16 protein-coding genes are annotated in these 13,897 nt (G+C 52.7%); 2 read left to right on the forward strand and 14 right to left on the reverse strand.

Going from position 1 to position 13,897, the window contains the following annotated elements; genetic code table 11:
- Window positions 1–98: 98 nt before the first annotated feature.
- Together HMPREF0494_RS02790 and miaA are read right to left on the reverse strand one after the other, a co-directional pair.
- A complete protein-coding gene (locus tag HMPREF0494_RS02790; RefSeq protein WP_040458699.1) occupies window positions 99–1,442 on the reverse strand; it encodes a glutamine synthetase family protein in 1,344 nt (447 codons plus the stop codon).
- 209 nt (window positions 1,443–1,651) lie between these two features.
- Window positions 1,652–2,575 (reverse strand): tRNA (adenosine(37)-N6)-dimethylallyltransferase MiaA, encoded by a 924-nt coding sequence (gene miaA, locus HMPREF0494_RS02795; RefSeq protein ID WP_007123413.1) that lies wholly within the window; start codon window positions 2,573–2,575, stop codon window positions 1,652–1,654.
- A 103-nt stretch (window positions 2,576–2,678) separates the two neighbouring features.
- Between miaA and HMPREF0494_RS10920 the strand changes: the two genes are divergently transcribed.
- A complete protein-coding gene (locus HMPREF0494_RS10920) occupies window positions 2,679–2,855 on the forward strand; it encodes a DUF3042 family protein (RefSeq protein ID WP_007123414.1) in 177 nt (58 codons plus the stop codon).
- A 63-nt stretch (window positions 2,856–2,918) separates the two neighbouring features.
- Here the strand turns inward: HMPREF0494_RS10920 and HMPREF0494_RS02805 are convergent, their stop codons facing one another.
- The 8 genes from HMPREF0494_RS02805 to HMPREF0494_RS02835 form a co-directional block, all read right to left on the reverse strand.
- Complete coding sequence (locus HMPREF0494_RS02805; RefSeq protein ID WP_007123415.1) at window positions 2,919–3,332, reverse strand: rhodanese-like domain-containing protein; 414 nt, start codon at window positions 3,330–3,332, stop codon at window positions 2,919–2,921.
- Window positions 3,333–3,348: 16 nt separating this feature from the next.
- Window positions 3,349–4,317: an ROK family glucokinase gene (locus tag HMPREF0494_RS02810; RefSeq protein WP_007123416.1), complete on the reverse strand. Its 969-nt coding sequence runs from the start codon at window positions 4,315–4,317 to the stop codon at window positions 3,349–3,351.
- Window positions 4,318–4,350: 33 nt separating this feature from the next.
- Window positions 4,351–4,590, reverse strand: coding sequence for a YqgQ family protein (locus HMPREF0494_RS02815; protein WP_007123417.1), 240 nt, complete (start codon window positions 4,588–4,590; stop codon window positions 4,351–4,353).
- A gap of 4 nt (window positions 4,591–4,594) precedes the next feature.
- Window positions 4,595–5,254, reverse strand: coding sequence for a rhomboid family intramembrane serine protease (locus HMPREF0494_RS02820; protein WP_007123418.1), 660 nt, complete (start codon window positions 5,252–5,254; stop codon window positions 4,595–4,597).
- 1 nt (window position 5,255) lies between these two features.
- Window positions 5,256–5,810, reverse strand: a complete 555-nt coding sequence (locus tag HMPREF0494_RS02825; RefSeq protein WP_007123419.1) for a 5-formyltetrahydrofolate cyclo-ligase — start codon at window positions 5,808–5,810, stop codon at window positions 5,256–5,258.
- A 116-nt stretch (window positions 5,811–5,926) separates the two neighbouring features.
- Complete coding sequence (locus HMPREF0494_RS02830) at window positions 5,927–6,253, reverse strand: PTS lactose/cellobiose transporter subunit IIA (RefSeq protein WP_007123420.1); 327 nt, start codon at window positions 6,251–6,253, stop codon at window positions 5,927–5,929.
- Between the two features lie 79 nt (window positions 6,254–6,332).
- A complete protein-coding gene (gene rpmG / locus HMPREF0494_RS10925) occupies window positions 6,333–6,482 on the reverse strand; it encodes a 50S ribosomal protein L33 (protein ID WP_003664049.1) in 150 nt (49 codons plus the stop codon).
- Between the two features lie 137 nt (window positions 6,483–6,619).
- Window positions 6,620–8,689 carry a peptidoglycan D,D-transpeptidase FtsI family protein gene (locus HMPREF0494_RS02835; protein WP_007123421.1) on the reverse strand — a complete coding sequence of 690 codons (2,070 nt, stop codon included), beginning with the start codon at window positions 8,687–8,689 and terminating at the stop codon, window positions 6,620–6,622.
- A gap of 239 nt (window positions 8,690–8,928) precedes the next feature.
- Between HMPREF0494_RS02835 and HMPREF0494_RS02840 the strand changes: the two genes are divergently transcribed.
- Complete coding sequence (locus HMPREF0494_RS02840) at window positions 8,929–11,556, forward strand: YfhO family protein (RefSeq protein ID WP_007123422.1); 2,628 nt, start codon at window positions 8,929–8,931, stop codon at window positions 11,554–11,556.
- A gap of 151 nt (window positions 11,557–11,707) precedes the next feature.
- Here HMPREF0494_RS02840 and HMPREF0494_RS02845 read toward each other — a convergent pair whose 3' ends face one another.
- From HMPREF0494_RS02845 to HMPREF0494_RS02860, 4 genes are all read right to left on the reverse strand, one after another.
- The gene (locus HMPREF0494_RS02845; protein ID WP_040458702.1) at window positions 11,708–12,088 is read right to left on the reverse strand and encodes a HesB/YadR/YfhF family protein; all 381 of its coding nucleotides are present in this window, start codon (window positions 12,086–12,088) and stop codon (window positions 11,708–11,710) included.
- Window positions 12,089–12,262: 174 nt separating this feature from the next.
- A complete protein-coding gene (gene greA / locus HMPREF0494_RS02850) occupies window positions 12,263–12,739 on the reverse strand; it encodes a transcription elongation factor GreA (RefSeq protein ID WP_007123424.1) in 477 nt (158 codons plus the stop codon).
- Between the two features lie 69 nt (window positions 12,740–12,808).
- Window positions 12,809–13,459, reverse strand: coding sequence for a uridine kinase (gene udk, locus HMPREF0494_RS02855; RefSeq protein WP_007123425.1), 651 nt, complete (start codon window positions 13,457–13,459; stop codon window positions 12,809–12,811).
- Between the two features lie 74 nt (window positions 13,460–13,533).
- Window positions 13,534–13,897, reverse strand: a 364-nt coding sequence (locus HMPREF0494_RS02860; protein ID WP_007123426.1) for an endolytic transglycosylase MltG, incomplete at its 5' end; no start/stop codon positions are given.

A 13,897-nucleotide genomic window follows, 5' to 3' on the forward strand; every position in this document is an offset into this window, starting at 1 on the left:
AAATGTGAGTTTGTTGCAAGATTGTTGCAAAGGCGTTTTTATAAAATGCTTATATCCCTGTTATACCAGTAATAGCAATGCTTATGACTAGCCCAGCACTAGTATTTTTCCATATACCGCTGCCGCTCCCAGTCGGAAACGTGCTGGCGGTAAGCATCGTATTCACGGGTTTTGGCTTCCATAAAGCTGTGGTAAATGTGGTCTCCCATCGCCCCTTTAACGACATCGTCCTTTGCCAGGGACTTTAGGGCATTGTGCAGGGTATCCGGCAGGTTGCGGACATCCTTTTCCAGCCGCTCCTCGCTACTCATCTGGTAGATATTCTCGTCAATCTCGTGGATAGCTGGCAGCTGGTTCCGCAACCCATCCAGGCCGGCTTCCAGCACGGCAGCGATCGCCAGATAGGGGTTTGCGGATGGGTCAGCCGACCGCAACTCTACCCGTGTCCCCATCCCCCGATCGCTTGGGATCCGGATCAGTGGTGACCGGTTTGAGGTTGACCAGGCAACGTAGACCGGTGCTTCAAAGCCCGGTACCAACCGCTTATAAGAGTTGACAATCGGGTTGCAGACCGCGGTGTAAGCCCGGGCGTGCTTCATCAAGCCCCCGAGGAAGTGGTAGGCCGTCTCGGACAATTGGCGCTCATCTGCGGGATCGAAAAAGGCGTTCTCCCCGTTTTGCGTGAACAAGGACATATTTAGGTGCATCCCCGACCCGTTGATCCCAGAAAGGGGCTTGGGCATAAAGGTCGCATGCAGGCCGTACTTCTTGGCAATCGTTTTGACAATCAGCTTAAAAGTCTGAATGTTATCAGCGGCTTCTAACGCATCAGAATACTTGAAGTCTACCTCGTGCTGGCCGGGAGCAACTTCGTGGTGGGCCGCTTCCACGTCAAAGCCCATCTTTTCCAGCGCCAGTACAATGTCCCGGCGGCAATCCTCACCCCGGTCGGCTGGTTCCATGTCAAAATAATTTTCCTGGTCGTTAACCGTCTGGGTCGGGTTCCCTTGGTCATCGGTCTTAAAAAGGAAGAATTCCGGTTCCGGTCCAATGTTGAAGTCCTTGAAGCCCATCTTCTGCATATCCTTAAGCACCCGCTTCAGGTTATTTCGGGGGTCACCAGCAAACGGCTTGCCATCGACCGTTTGCACACTGCAGATTACCCGGGCAACTTTCCCGTGCTCAGCCCCCCATGGGAAGACCAGCCAGGTTGACATATCTGGGTACAAGTACATATCACTTTCCTCGATCCGGACAAAGCCGTCAATCGAAGAACCGTCAAACATAATTTTATTGTCCATCAGCTTATCCAGTTGGCTGACCGGCAAATCAACGCTCTTAATTGTCCCCAGCATATCGGTAAACATTACGCGCAGGAAGCGAATGTTTTCGTCCTTGACCATCTTGCGAACTTCATCTTTTGACAATTCACGCTTTACCATATCTTCCATTCCCTTTCAATCAATCCAAGCTCCAGGCCATTCTTAATAATATGAAGTTTCAGCTGCTGATTCCGGCTTTCTTAGCGGATTTTACAAATAATTGTAACCAGCCCCGCTTCAATACGGTTATTAGGATAACAATCAGGACCAGGCAAGTCAATTTAATTCCGGAACTTTTAGCCATTCCTAACCAAATTTGTTCGTCAGCTTTACTTTTTTAACCAATCATCGACAAGCAACTTAATATCTTGAATTGTATCCTGCCCACTCACCAGGTCGAACCAGTGCACCGGCATCCGGTTCCGAAACCAGGTCAGCTGCCGCTTCGCGTAGTGGCGCGAGTCGAGCTTAACCTTGTCAATTGCCGCCGCCAAACTGCTCCGTCCCGCAAAGTAGTCAAACAGCTCGTGGTAGCCAATCCCCTTCCCCGCCGGCAGGGTCACCCCACCCTGTTGATACAGCCAGCGGGCCTCTTCAACCAGCCCCTGGCTAACCATCTGGTCCACCCGGGCATTAATCCGGTCATACAGGACCTGGCGCGCGGTATTCAGCCCCAGCAGCAAGAAATCGGCCTGGCGGTCCCCCTGCGGCTGCTGGGAAAAGGGCCGGCCCGTTTTTTCAATCACTTCCAGCGCCCGAACCAGTCGCCGCCGGTTGCCAACCGGGATCTTCTCGCTAGCGGCCGGATCCAGCTCCGCCAGCCGCTGCCAGAGGTAGGCGTTCCCCTCCGCTGCCGCAATCCGTTCCCAGCGGGCCCGAATTGATGCATCTCCTGCCGCGTCCTGGTCATTGCCGAGGGCCAGATTATCAGTTAAACTCTGAATATATAACCCGGTCCCACCCGCAATAATGGGGAGGCGGTGGCGGCGGCGAATATCCTTAATCCAATGACTGGCAGCCTGCTTAAAGCGGGCCGCCGAATATTGCTCATCGACATCGCAAATATCAATCAAGTGGTGGGGGACGCCCGCCATTTCCGCCGGAGTAACCTTCGCGGTCCCAATATCAAGGTGCCGGTACACCTGCATTGAATCGCCGGAGATGACTTCCCCTCCTTCTTGCCGGGCCAATTCAATTGAAAGGGCCGTTTTGCCGACCGCGGTCGGGCCAACGATTACGATTACTTTATCCATAACTAACTTCCTTATAAACTTATAAATTTTCTGATAATGACTGGTAAAAACGGCCCAATTCGCTCATAATAGTGGTAGATTGATTAATAAGGAGGGATACTTGATGAAACAAGTTACCAAAGGATTCTTGATTGGTACCGCCTCAACACTTGCCGCAATCGCCAGTGGGGCGGTCGCTTTCCATAAGACCGTAATCAAACCAGTTGAAGAAGAAGAAATTAAATTTGATGAGAACCGCCGGGCAGCTAACCGGAAGAACCGTTCCGCACACCAACTTTAATTTACCCTTCACCCATTATATATAAAAAAGGTATGGTGACCAACTTCGTTCACCATGCCTTTTTTAATATTTCGTCTTCTTGGTCTTGCCATCCCATTCCCGGTAACCTTCCCGGAGAATGTAGAGGTTATGGTAGCCGTGCTTAGCGAGAAACGCCACCGCTTGCGTACTCAGCGTCATCGTTTCGTCGTAGAGGTAAATCGGCATATCCTTCCGCAGTTCACCATACTGCTGGCGAAGGTAAATGTAGGGCAAATTGCGGGCCCCTAAGATGTGGCCAGCCTTAAAATCCTTTTCCTGGCGGAGGTCAATTACCTGCGCCTTGCGCATCCCCTTTTGGAAGTCTTCCTGGTCAAGGACGGTCGCGTAGTGCTTCCGCCGCCAGCTTTGGAACCCCCAGCTAAACAGCCATACCAGGATGATTAACGCCACCAGGAGGTTAATCACCAATAACGTTTTGCTAATTCCTAAAATCACTTTTTCCGCTCCTTACTTAGGCTTCCGCAAATTGCCGGGCCAGTGAAGCAGCACCGATTACCCCAGCATCATTCCCCAGTTCAGCCAGCTTTAAACTCGTGGAAGTCCGAACCGTCGGGAACGCGAATTGTTCAAAGTTCTTTTGTACCCGCTTCAAGAGGAAGTCCCCCGCAGCGGAAACCCCGCCACCGATAACCAGGAACTCTGGGTTCAAAGCGTTGGAGAGGTTTGCACAGGCCAGGCCCAGGTAGAAGGCCACTTCGTCAACTACCGTGTTCGCCAGGTAGTCATTTTGCTTGGCCAGGTCGAAAACGATCTTCGAGGTGATTTCGTCACCGTTATCAATCATGGCCTTCAGCCGGCTGTTGCCCTCGTATTCTTCCGCCTTGTCCTGGGCAATGTGAACGACCCCGGTAGCGGAAGCGTATTGTTCCAGGCAACCGCGGTTGCCACAGGTACACAGGTAACCATTCGGCTTAACGATCATGTGGCCGACTTCACCACCGGCACCCACGATCCCGTGGACCAGTTTGCCGTTGGAGATCAAGCCCCCACCGACACCGGTTCCCAGGGTAATGAAGGCTACATCGTCACCCTCGTTTCCGGCACCCTTCCAGCGTTCACCGAGCGCGGCAACGTTAGCGTCGTTATCTAGGGCAAACTTCATCCCGGTGCCCTCTTCAATCTGCTCCTTAACGTGCTGGGTTGTCTTCCAGTTCAGGTTGAAGGCCCCCACAACGGTTCCTTCCTCCCGGTCAATCGTTCCGGGGGTTCCCATCCCGATCCCGATGAATTGGTCTGGGCTCATCTTGTAGAGGTCCAGGTGGTGGTTGATGGAGTCAACAATATCAGGGACAATGTGGGAACCGTCATCCAGGATATTCGTCCGAATTGACCACTTCTGCTGGATCTCCCCATCCTGGGTCAAAATTGCAAATTTAATCGTAGTTCCACCAAGATCTACACCAAATAACTTCTTTGCCATGTTTTCTTCCTCCTAAAACTCTCTCAATTAAATTTAGTACAAACGGCCCTGCTGCTCCCGAGAACGTTCCTCCCGGTGTTCCTTCCGCAAGACAATTTTAGCTTTCATGTACACCTGCTGGTCGATTACCCCCGATTGGTAGAGGTGGTCCAGCTCGATAGCCATCAGCTCAATGTCATACAACCGTTTGCCCACATACACGAAGACGTTAAATTCCTTTAATAGTTGCTGGACATCATACAGTGTCCGGTATTCACGCGGTAAACTCGCCATTCAATCAGCTCACTTTTATAAACAGGACCACCACGCCGGCAATTAAGACGAGGGTGGCGAAGGTTCGTTCAACGATGTTCACCCGGCCCAAGCGGGGAGCGCCCACCAGGTAGGCCAGCAAGAAGCCGCCGATAAACCCGCCGAGGTGCCCAGCAAGGTCAATCCCCGGCACCATCAGGTCGGTCGCAATGTTTAAGACCACCAGGATCAGGAATTGACGGCTCAGCATCCGCAGTGCCTGGTTTTCCCGAAAGGTCGCACCCAGCATGATAAAGGCCCCAAACAGGCCAAAGATTCCGGTGCTGGCGCCGGCTGAAATCCCGGCCGGCAGCCAGTAAGCACTCAACAAGTTGCCAACTATGGCACTCCCCAGGTAAATCACCAGCATCCGCCAGTGACCAAAAAGCTGTTCAATATACATTCCAATAAAGTAGAGGGTAATGCTATTGATCAGGAGGTGGGCAAAGCCGATGTGAACGAACACGGGGGTTAATAAGCGCCACCACTCGCCTGCCTGAACTGCCGCCGCCTGCAGGGCACCAAAGCGGATTAAAACCGCCGGGGTGGTCGAGCCGCCAGCTAGGGTCATCAACAGGTAGACCACCAGCTGGATTGCAATCAGCACGACCGTAACCGGATTATCTTTCCACAAGCTAGTTTTCATCTTAATGCTCCGCTAGCGTAAGCACCTGGTCCACCGGCTGGTCGTGCTCTTCACGCGCCCATTCGCCAGCATCGGCCACTTGGGTCGGCAGTGCCAGTGAGATCGTCTTGCCACAGTAGTTAGCCAGGTAGCGGTCATAGTAGCCGCCGCCAAAGCCGAGCCGCCGACCATCCCGCGTAAAGGCCACCCCGGGAACCACCATCAGGTCAATCTCGTCCGGGCCAAAAACACGGCCATCCCGCGGCTCAAGGATTCCAAAGCCGGATTCCTCAAAAGTCGTGTTTTCTTTCAGTTCAACAAACTCCATCTGCCGCTTGGGCAGAGTCCGGGGAACCACAACCGTGCGTCCCTCATGCCGCGCATGGAGGATTAACGGGGCAGTATCAAATTCAAACGATTGACTAAGGGTCAAGGCAATCACCTTTGCCCTCATCCATGCCGCCTGGTCATACAGCTCCGATGCCAAGGCCTGTTCCTCTTTTAGACGGGTGTTGACATCCAACTGCTGAAGCCGGGCGATGTATGCCTGACGCAGTTCTGCCTTTGAATACGTCATTATTCTACAATCTCCCCTTTATACTAAAATGATAAACGGTTTCAACAATTTATTATCACCGCTCGTGATCTTTTTTGCAAGCGTTTTTTCAAGTTCTCAGCCAATTTGCGGCTGGCCTATCTTTGGTCTAGGCGGTCGTAAAGGGCCACCAGCTCTTCCACCAGGTCAACGTAGGTAATCGCCGTCATTAAATGGTCTTGGGCGTGGACGACTAACAGGGTCAGCTGCACCGGCTTTCCCTGGGCTTCATCTGTCAGCATGGCCGTCTGCACGTTGTGGGCCACATTGAGCTTTTCCCGGGCCGCGGTCAGTTTCTCCTTTGCCAGGTCAAAGTCGCCATCGCGGGCCGCCCTAAGGGCCTGGTGAGCTTCCTCTTTTGCATCCCCCGCATTGACCATCAGTTGCATTGCCTGGTTGGTGGTTTCGTGATTTTCTGCTGCCATTTTTTCTCACTCCTCTTAGTCCCTCGTGACAAAAAAATCCCGCTAATAGCACAGGCTATTGGCAGGATTGGTAAACTAATTACTTAGTTTCACGGTGTAAGGTCACCTTTTGTTCCCGTGGGCAGTACTTGTTTAATTCAAGACGGTCGGGATTGTGACGACGGTTCTTACTCGTCAGGTAAGTCCGTTCGTGGCATGAAGTACATTCAAGTGTAATGTTGACACGCATGAGTTGAAACCTCCAAACATATTTTTAATCTTTAATCGGTTATTTATCGTAACCCTAACTCGTACAACTATATCATTTATTGCCCGTTTTGGCTAGTGCTTTGTCAAAGTTTGTTAAGGAAAAATCCTTGACAGCCATTAATTAGTGCTGTCGTCCACCTGGTTTGAGTTCCGCACGGTCTTCCAATAGGCCTGGAAAATCTGCTTTGCCATCGTGATGTTGGCTTCCCCGTTATCGTTAGTTGCACCAGGGATCGCAAGGGCAACAACAACTTGGGGGTGGTTAGATGGTGAATAGCCCGCAAAACTCAGAGTCGTCGTTTCGTGACCATCCGAGATCGTCTGCGCCGTCCCAGTCTTTCCAGAAATCGACGGTTTGACGCTTGCCAGATTCTTAGCGGTAACGTAAGCGTTGGACCCGTGAGTAACCAGGTACAGGCCCTGGTGAACCACTTCAAAGTAGGACTTCGGTGCTGGAATCACCTGCTGAACCTGCGGCTGGGTTGTGGATTGGACCGGTCCCAGCTCACCGTTGCTCTTGGTTCCCCGGATTTCCTTAACCACGTATGGCCGCATCCGGTTCCCCCCGTTGGCAATCGTTGACATATACTGAGCCAGCTGAATCGTAGTGTAGCCGTCGTAGTTTCCGTAGGCCAGGTCCAATGCGGAAACGATGTGCTTGGCATCAGACGGCCCTTCATAACCGGTCGTTTCACCTGGAATGTCGATCCCGGTCTTCTGACCCAGGCCAAACATGTTAAAGAAGTAGCGTTCCTTTTGGAAAATGCTTGGCTTCATGGTTACCTGCATCCCTGGCGTGTAGTCCATCTTCCCTTCCTTCATCGCAATCTGCATCATGTAGGAGTTTGATGAAACTTCCAGGGCGGTTGCGGCGTCCACCGCCATGTTGGCCCCGCCGTTGTGGTTAAACCACGAACTCTTCTGCGTACTGTTGACCCTGATCGGCTTATCAACCAGGGTGTTATTTTCGGGGGTAATGACCCCGCTCATCAGGCCGCCCATCACCGTGGCCGGCTTGACCACCGACCCCATGGTAATCGGCTGGTTAATCGTCCCGATCGGATTAGTCGTCTGTTTTCCGGTCTTCGTATTGTGGCTAATCCCGGCCATTGCCAAAACGGCCCCCGTGTTCGGGTCCATTACCACGGCATAGACACCGGAAGAATAAGCGGTTCCGGCAGCCGGGTAGTTTTGTTCCAAGATCTGTTGAACTTGCTTTTGGAACTTGGAATTAATGGTTAGGACCAGGTTGTCCCCCTTCTTGCCCGGGTACTTGACCTTTTCCTTGGTCACGTCATTGCCATTAGTCGTAACTTCGGTTTGCGACTTTGAACCAGCCAGGGTTGCCTGGAAACCCTTTTCCAAGTAGCTTTGGCCAACGCTGTCGTTCCGGGAGTAACCCTGGGAAAGGAGGGAGTTGACCTCATCGCTCGGCAGCCCGGTCGTCGAAACCCCACCGGTCAGCGCCTGGATTTCCTTGCCCTGCGGGTAATTCCGGGTCCAGGCCGTTCCAATCTTCACCCCCGGCATCTCACTAAGGTGTTCCCCGACTTCAGATAGTTCCCGGGAGGTCACGCCGGTTTCCTTGATGTAGGTGGTTGAAAGCGAGTAGGCCCCGCTCATAGCGGCATAAATCCGGGCATTGTTTTTCTGCTGCGCAGTCAAGTGCCAAGCGGACGGGTGGGCACTCAGGTAATCCAGAGCCTTATTATACTGGGCATCGTCCGACTCATTGGTGGAAGTCTTGACGTGCTTTAATACTTCCTTTAACCGGCTGCTGTCGGCCAGGTAGTAGTCCTCCTGGTTCCGCTTGGTCAACCGCGAATTCTTGTTGGATACCGATACATACTTGCCCAGGCGGTTGGCAATCTTGTATAAGTCGTCAGTCGAAACGTTGGCCCCCTTGGTATAGGTGATGGCCTGGTGGGTCTGGTTGCCGATCAGGACCTTGCCCTGACTATCGTAGATCATTCCCCGCTGAACATTGTTGGTCTGAATCGTGGTGTCTGCCCGTTTTACCTCGGCTTTATAAGCAGTCCCGTTCAAGACCTGCAGGTAAAACAAACGGCCGGCCAGGGCCAGCAGCAGAATCCCCACAACCCATAACAGGAAGTTTAACCGAAAGGGAATAATCGACTGGGCATTTCGGCTTTTATTATTACGGTGCGAACTAATCGCACTCTTCATTCGATCAAAGATTTTCACCGGATCAAATTCTCCTTCATTAGTAGTAAATACTATTCTAACAAATTTTACCGTTGACGAGGGCGCAATTTCAAGTGGTGCGCTTTCCTGATTAGGCCCTCAGCCACTAACAAAAAAATAATACTCTTTATTTACCGAAAATTGAACTCCTTCTGCACAGATTTACCTAAATTTAACTTCCTTGCCAACTTCAAGCAGCGATTCGTTATATAATAGTCATTATGCAAAAACAAAGGGGTTGCTTAATAGTGTTAACGACGATTCGTGCTCATCAACGTTCTTTTATTCTGGGGATCAGCTTCCTGATTCCCGTCCTGCTGATGGGGGGCTACTTTGCCTACCGGCAGATGGCGCCCTTTGGTTCCAGCAGCTTGCTAACGGTGGACCTGGGTCAGCAGTACGTTGACTTTTTCGCCTACCTCCGGTCAAGCCTGCTCCACCACCCCAGCAGCTTTTTCTACTCCTTTGCCAAGGGGCTGGGCGGTGAAATGTGGGGAACCGATGCGTACTACCTGTTTAGTCCGCTGAATCTCCTGCTGGTCTTCTTCCCCGGCCGCTTCCTTACTTCCGGGATCATGCTGATCCTGCTCCTGCGCTACGGCCTCGCCGGGCTGAGCTTTGCCTGGCTCCTGGATAAGACGGGCTGGCAAAAGGGGCCTCGTATCTGGGCTTTCAGTACCGCTTACGCCCTTAATGGCTGGATGATCGCCAACCAGCTCAACATGATTTGGCTGGACGCCCTCGTCATCCTCCCCCTAATTATTTGGGGACTATTAAAATTATTCTACCACCAGCGGCCGGGATGTTATATCTTCTGGCTGGCGGTGATGATGATTGACAACTACTACATGGCCTGGATGATCTGCCTGTTTTCGCTGCTCCTTTTCTGCTGGCTCCTGCCTGAAGCAGCCAACTGGCGGGCCCGGGGCTGGGCAGCCCTCCGTTACGGGCTCAGTTCGCTTGCGGCGGCGGGAATTGCGGCGGTGACCCTCCTTCCCACGATCTACGCACTTCTGCAAAGCAAGGGAACCTACACCGAGCAGGTGATCCACAGCCACTTTGAATACTTTCCATTTAAAATGCTGGCCAAACTAGTGCCCGGATCGTTCAACTTTGACCAAATGCCCAGCGGTCAGCCTAATATCTACATTGGAATGCTGTTGCTGATGGCGGCCTTCCTCTACTTTTTCAACCGGCAGGTCACGGTTTGGCGCCGGCTCGTGGCCCTGGGGGTAACGCTCTTTTTCCTCCTGTCGTTTTGCTACGAGCCCCTGGACCTCCTCTGGCACGCCGGGCAGTTCCCCGTCTGGTACCCCTACCGCTTTTCCTTTCTCTTCTGCTGCTGGTGCATCATCCTGGCCGCCCAGACCCTCCAGCGGAATTTTCGGCCGCGTTACTGGCAGCTGGCCCTGCTGTTGCTAATCACCGGGGCGGTCTTTGCCTACGTCAGTCAGCTCAAGCTCTCCTACCTTAACGCCAGCCAGCGCTGGATCGGCCTTGGCTTTGCGCTAATCAGCATTTCCTGCCTGGCGATCCCCCGTAAAGATGCCCCCCGCCTGTACGACCTCCTCCTGATCTGCCTGGTCATCTGTGACGTCGCAACCAGCGCCTTTACCAGCCTTAACAACCTTGCCTACGTCTCACAGGGTGAATTTGCCCAGTACACCACCCAGCTGGACCAAGCGACCAAGAAGCTCCGCCAGCACGACCGGGGCCTCTACCGGGTTGCCAAGACCTTTACGCGGACCAAGGACGACCCCTTCCAGGGCGACTTCAACTCCGGGGACCACTTCGGCTCAACCTTAGAGCCGGCCATTCCCAACTTCATGGGGGCAATCGGCCAGCCAGCGGGGGACGGTTTTGTAACCTACGCGAACGGAACCCAGGTTACCGACGCCTTGCTGGGCTTTAAGTACACCCTTGCCAAGCAAAACTGGGCGGCCACGGCGCTACCCCCTTCCGGCTACCGGCCAGACTGGCGGCAACTGCCAATTACCGCCACCACGGCGAACATTGTCGCCCGGCATAATTCGGATAGCCTGCCCTTCGCGTTTGGTGCCAGCAGCGAGATCCTCCAGCTCCCGCACACCACCCTCGACCCGGTCAGCTACCAATCGCAAATTATGCAGGCCCTAGCCGGCCGGCCGGTCAACAAGCAGCTCTTCCAGGTCCAGAACTTTAACTCCGTCCAGTTTAACAATGTCCAGACGAGCAAGCAGATCACCGGAACGATTTTCAAAAAGCGGGACTTCCTCAAGCCGGCCTCAATCCGGCTGACCTTTATCCCGTCAACCAACGATTCCTACTACCTTACCGTGGGACCAAGCGTAAAGGACGACGCCACACTTTCGATCAATAATAAGGCCTTCGCCCAATCCAGCAACTATCGGGATACCGTGGTCATTAACCTTGCCCACCGGCAAAAAGGGCGGCCCGTCACCATTACCTTCCGCCTAAAGAAAATGAGCGCTTGGCTGCAAAACGTCAGTGTCTACCAGCTCAACCAGCGGTCTTTTGACGCCAGCCTCCAGGCCTTAAAACAGTCCCCGCTGAAAGTCAGCCACCACTCCAGCAGCTCGATTACAGGAACGGTGGACCTCAAGCGCCAGCAGAGCGTCCTCATGACGACGATTCCCGCTGCCCGTGGCTGGCACGCCATTGTCGATGACCGGCCAGCAGCGACGAAGACGGTTCTGGGAACCTTCATGGCGATCCCAATGGCTCCTGGCCACCACCAGGTTAAGCTCTTTTACCGGCCGCCGTTCCTGATCCTGGGGCTAGTCACCAGCCTGTTGACCAGCGGCGGCACCTGGCTGATCCTCCGCTACCAATCCCGGAGGCGGCGGTAACCAGACAATGGCCGTGAACCGTTCCCGGATAGATACATCTGAACAGCTTTAAATTTAATTGCAAAACTAAATTTAGTCATGGTAAAACCCCCATAGCTGGAATTTTTCGTCCAACTATGGGGGTTCATTTCAGAAGTCAATTTGCCAGCCTTTAGTGGGCTGATGCCCCGGTGGAAGCATCCGGGTGGTCTTCCTGATCCTTGCTAATCCCAGCGACGTCCGGCTGGTCTTCCTGGTTCTCATGTTGGAAGTGGTAGACGGGACCAGCACTTTGGGAATCGTAATCGACGGTGGTAATGAGGTCCTTGAAGAACCACTCGTCCAACTCATCAATGTGATAGTTGATTCCATCCTTGTCAACTTCTAAGACCGGCTCAACCGGCTGGTCCTCCCGGGTAAATGCCGGTGAAAAGCCATGGTGAACTTCCGTATAGCCGTAGGTCTTGCCGTAGAACTTAATCCCATTGCCGCTCACCAGTCCCAGCTCATCCCGGAACCAGCGGTCCACGCGATCGCTAATAATTAATTTCATCCAAACCATCCCCTCTGCTGCCAGCTAATTTGGCAGCCCTTTCATGCTTACTACTTTACCATGTTTGGGCCCAAATCCCAATTATTTGGCCTAGTTAAGTTGAACTCCGCAGGCCAAAAAGGGACCAGGGCCCGGTTATCCCGTGGCCTGGTCCCCTGTTCATTTAATCAAAGCTTAATTGACGTCAAGGATCTTAACCTTCATCGTCCCGTTCGGAATTTCAATTTCAACCTCTTCGCCGATCTTGTGCCCTAACAGGCCCTTTGCCATCGGGGATTCATTTGAAATTTTACCGTTCAGCGGGTCGGATTCCGATTCACCAACAATACTGTAGGTTTCCGGTTCTTCATCCGGCAGTTCCTTGAAGGTAACGCTCCGCCCCATGGAAACTTCATCCTTATCAACATCTTCATTGTCGATAATTTCGGCGTATTGCAGCATGTTTTCAATCTGGGCAATTCGGCTCTCCACCATTGCCTGTTCATCCTTGGCCGATTCGTATTCCGAGTTTTCGGACAGGTCCCCGTAACTGCGGGCAATCTTAATCCGCTTGATTACTTCGGGACGCCGCTTCATTTTGTATTCTTCCAGCTCGTCCTCCAACTTTTGCTTCCCTTCCAAGGTCATTGGGAAAGTTTTTTCTTCAGCCATAACACACTCACTCCTTATTAATAATTCACGTCGTTACATTACCATTTATTAGAGCACTTGTAAACTGGTCTACAAGGTATGGCCCCGCTTGACCAGGATGTCACGAACCTTGGTCGTCAGCAGGTCAATGGCGACGTGGTTTTCACCGCCTTCTGGAACGATGATGTCCGCATAGCGCTTCGTCGGTTCCACAAACTGATGAAACATCGGCTTAACGGTGGCCAGGTACTGATTGATTACGGAGTCCAAGGACCGGCCCCGTTCGTCCATGTCCCGCTTAATCCGGCGGATAATCCGAATGTCGTCATCAGTATCGACGTAGACCTTAATGTCCATCAGGTCCCGCAGCCGCTCATCATCCAATATCAGGATTCCTTCCAGGATGATGATCTCGGTTGGCTCCACGTGGACGGTTTCCTGGGACCGGGTGTAGGCCTTGTAGTCGTATACCGGCATCTCAATCGCCCGGTTATGGCGCAGGTCGGTCAGCTGTTGGATTAAAAGATCAGTATCAAAAGCCAGCGGATGGTCGTAGTTGACCTGCTTTCGCTCGGCCATGGTCATTTCGGCCTGGTCGTTGTAGTAGGTATCCTGGGTAATAATTTGGATATCCTGACCCTTTAATTGATTGTAGATGGCCTTGCTAACGGTTGTCTTTCCACTACCGGAGCCACCGGTTACGCCAATGATAATCGGCCGCCGTTTTTGTTCAGTACTCATTAATGCAGTCTGCTCCCTTTTTTAATTTAATCTGAAATAGTATACAGCACTATCGACATTCGGGCAACCGCCAATTAACGCTTTGCCGCCCGGCTGCTTTGCAGTTCGGTCGCAATCTGGGGAACGGACTGGGTGCGGGCCAGCTTAAACTTGCCCGCCTTGACCCCCTTGGTCTTATGCGTTTGCAGGTAGTAGCTAAACACATAGGCTCTCCTGACCAGCTGCTTTTCCTTTAAGATCTTCGCCACTTCGTCATCAGTGGCCCCCCGGGGAATCGTCACCGTAACCCGCTGGTGGTTGGCAGAGTCCACCGGCCGCAAGGCATAGTTAAAGTATTGGTGAATTGCTAAACCGGCAACCAGCAGCAGTAAGAGGATAATGACCACCAGGCGGTTTTGCTTTTTTAACTTTTGTTCATTCATAATTTCGCCCTTAGTG

Source organism: Limosilactobacillus antri DSM 16041 (assembly GCF_000160835.1).
In the GTDB taxonomy this organism is placed as follows: Bacteria; Bacillota; Bacilli; order Lactobacillales; family Lactobacillaceae; genus Limosilactobacillus; species Limosilactobacillus antri.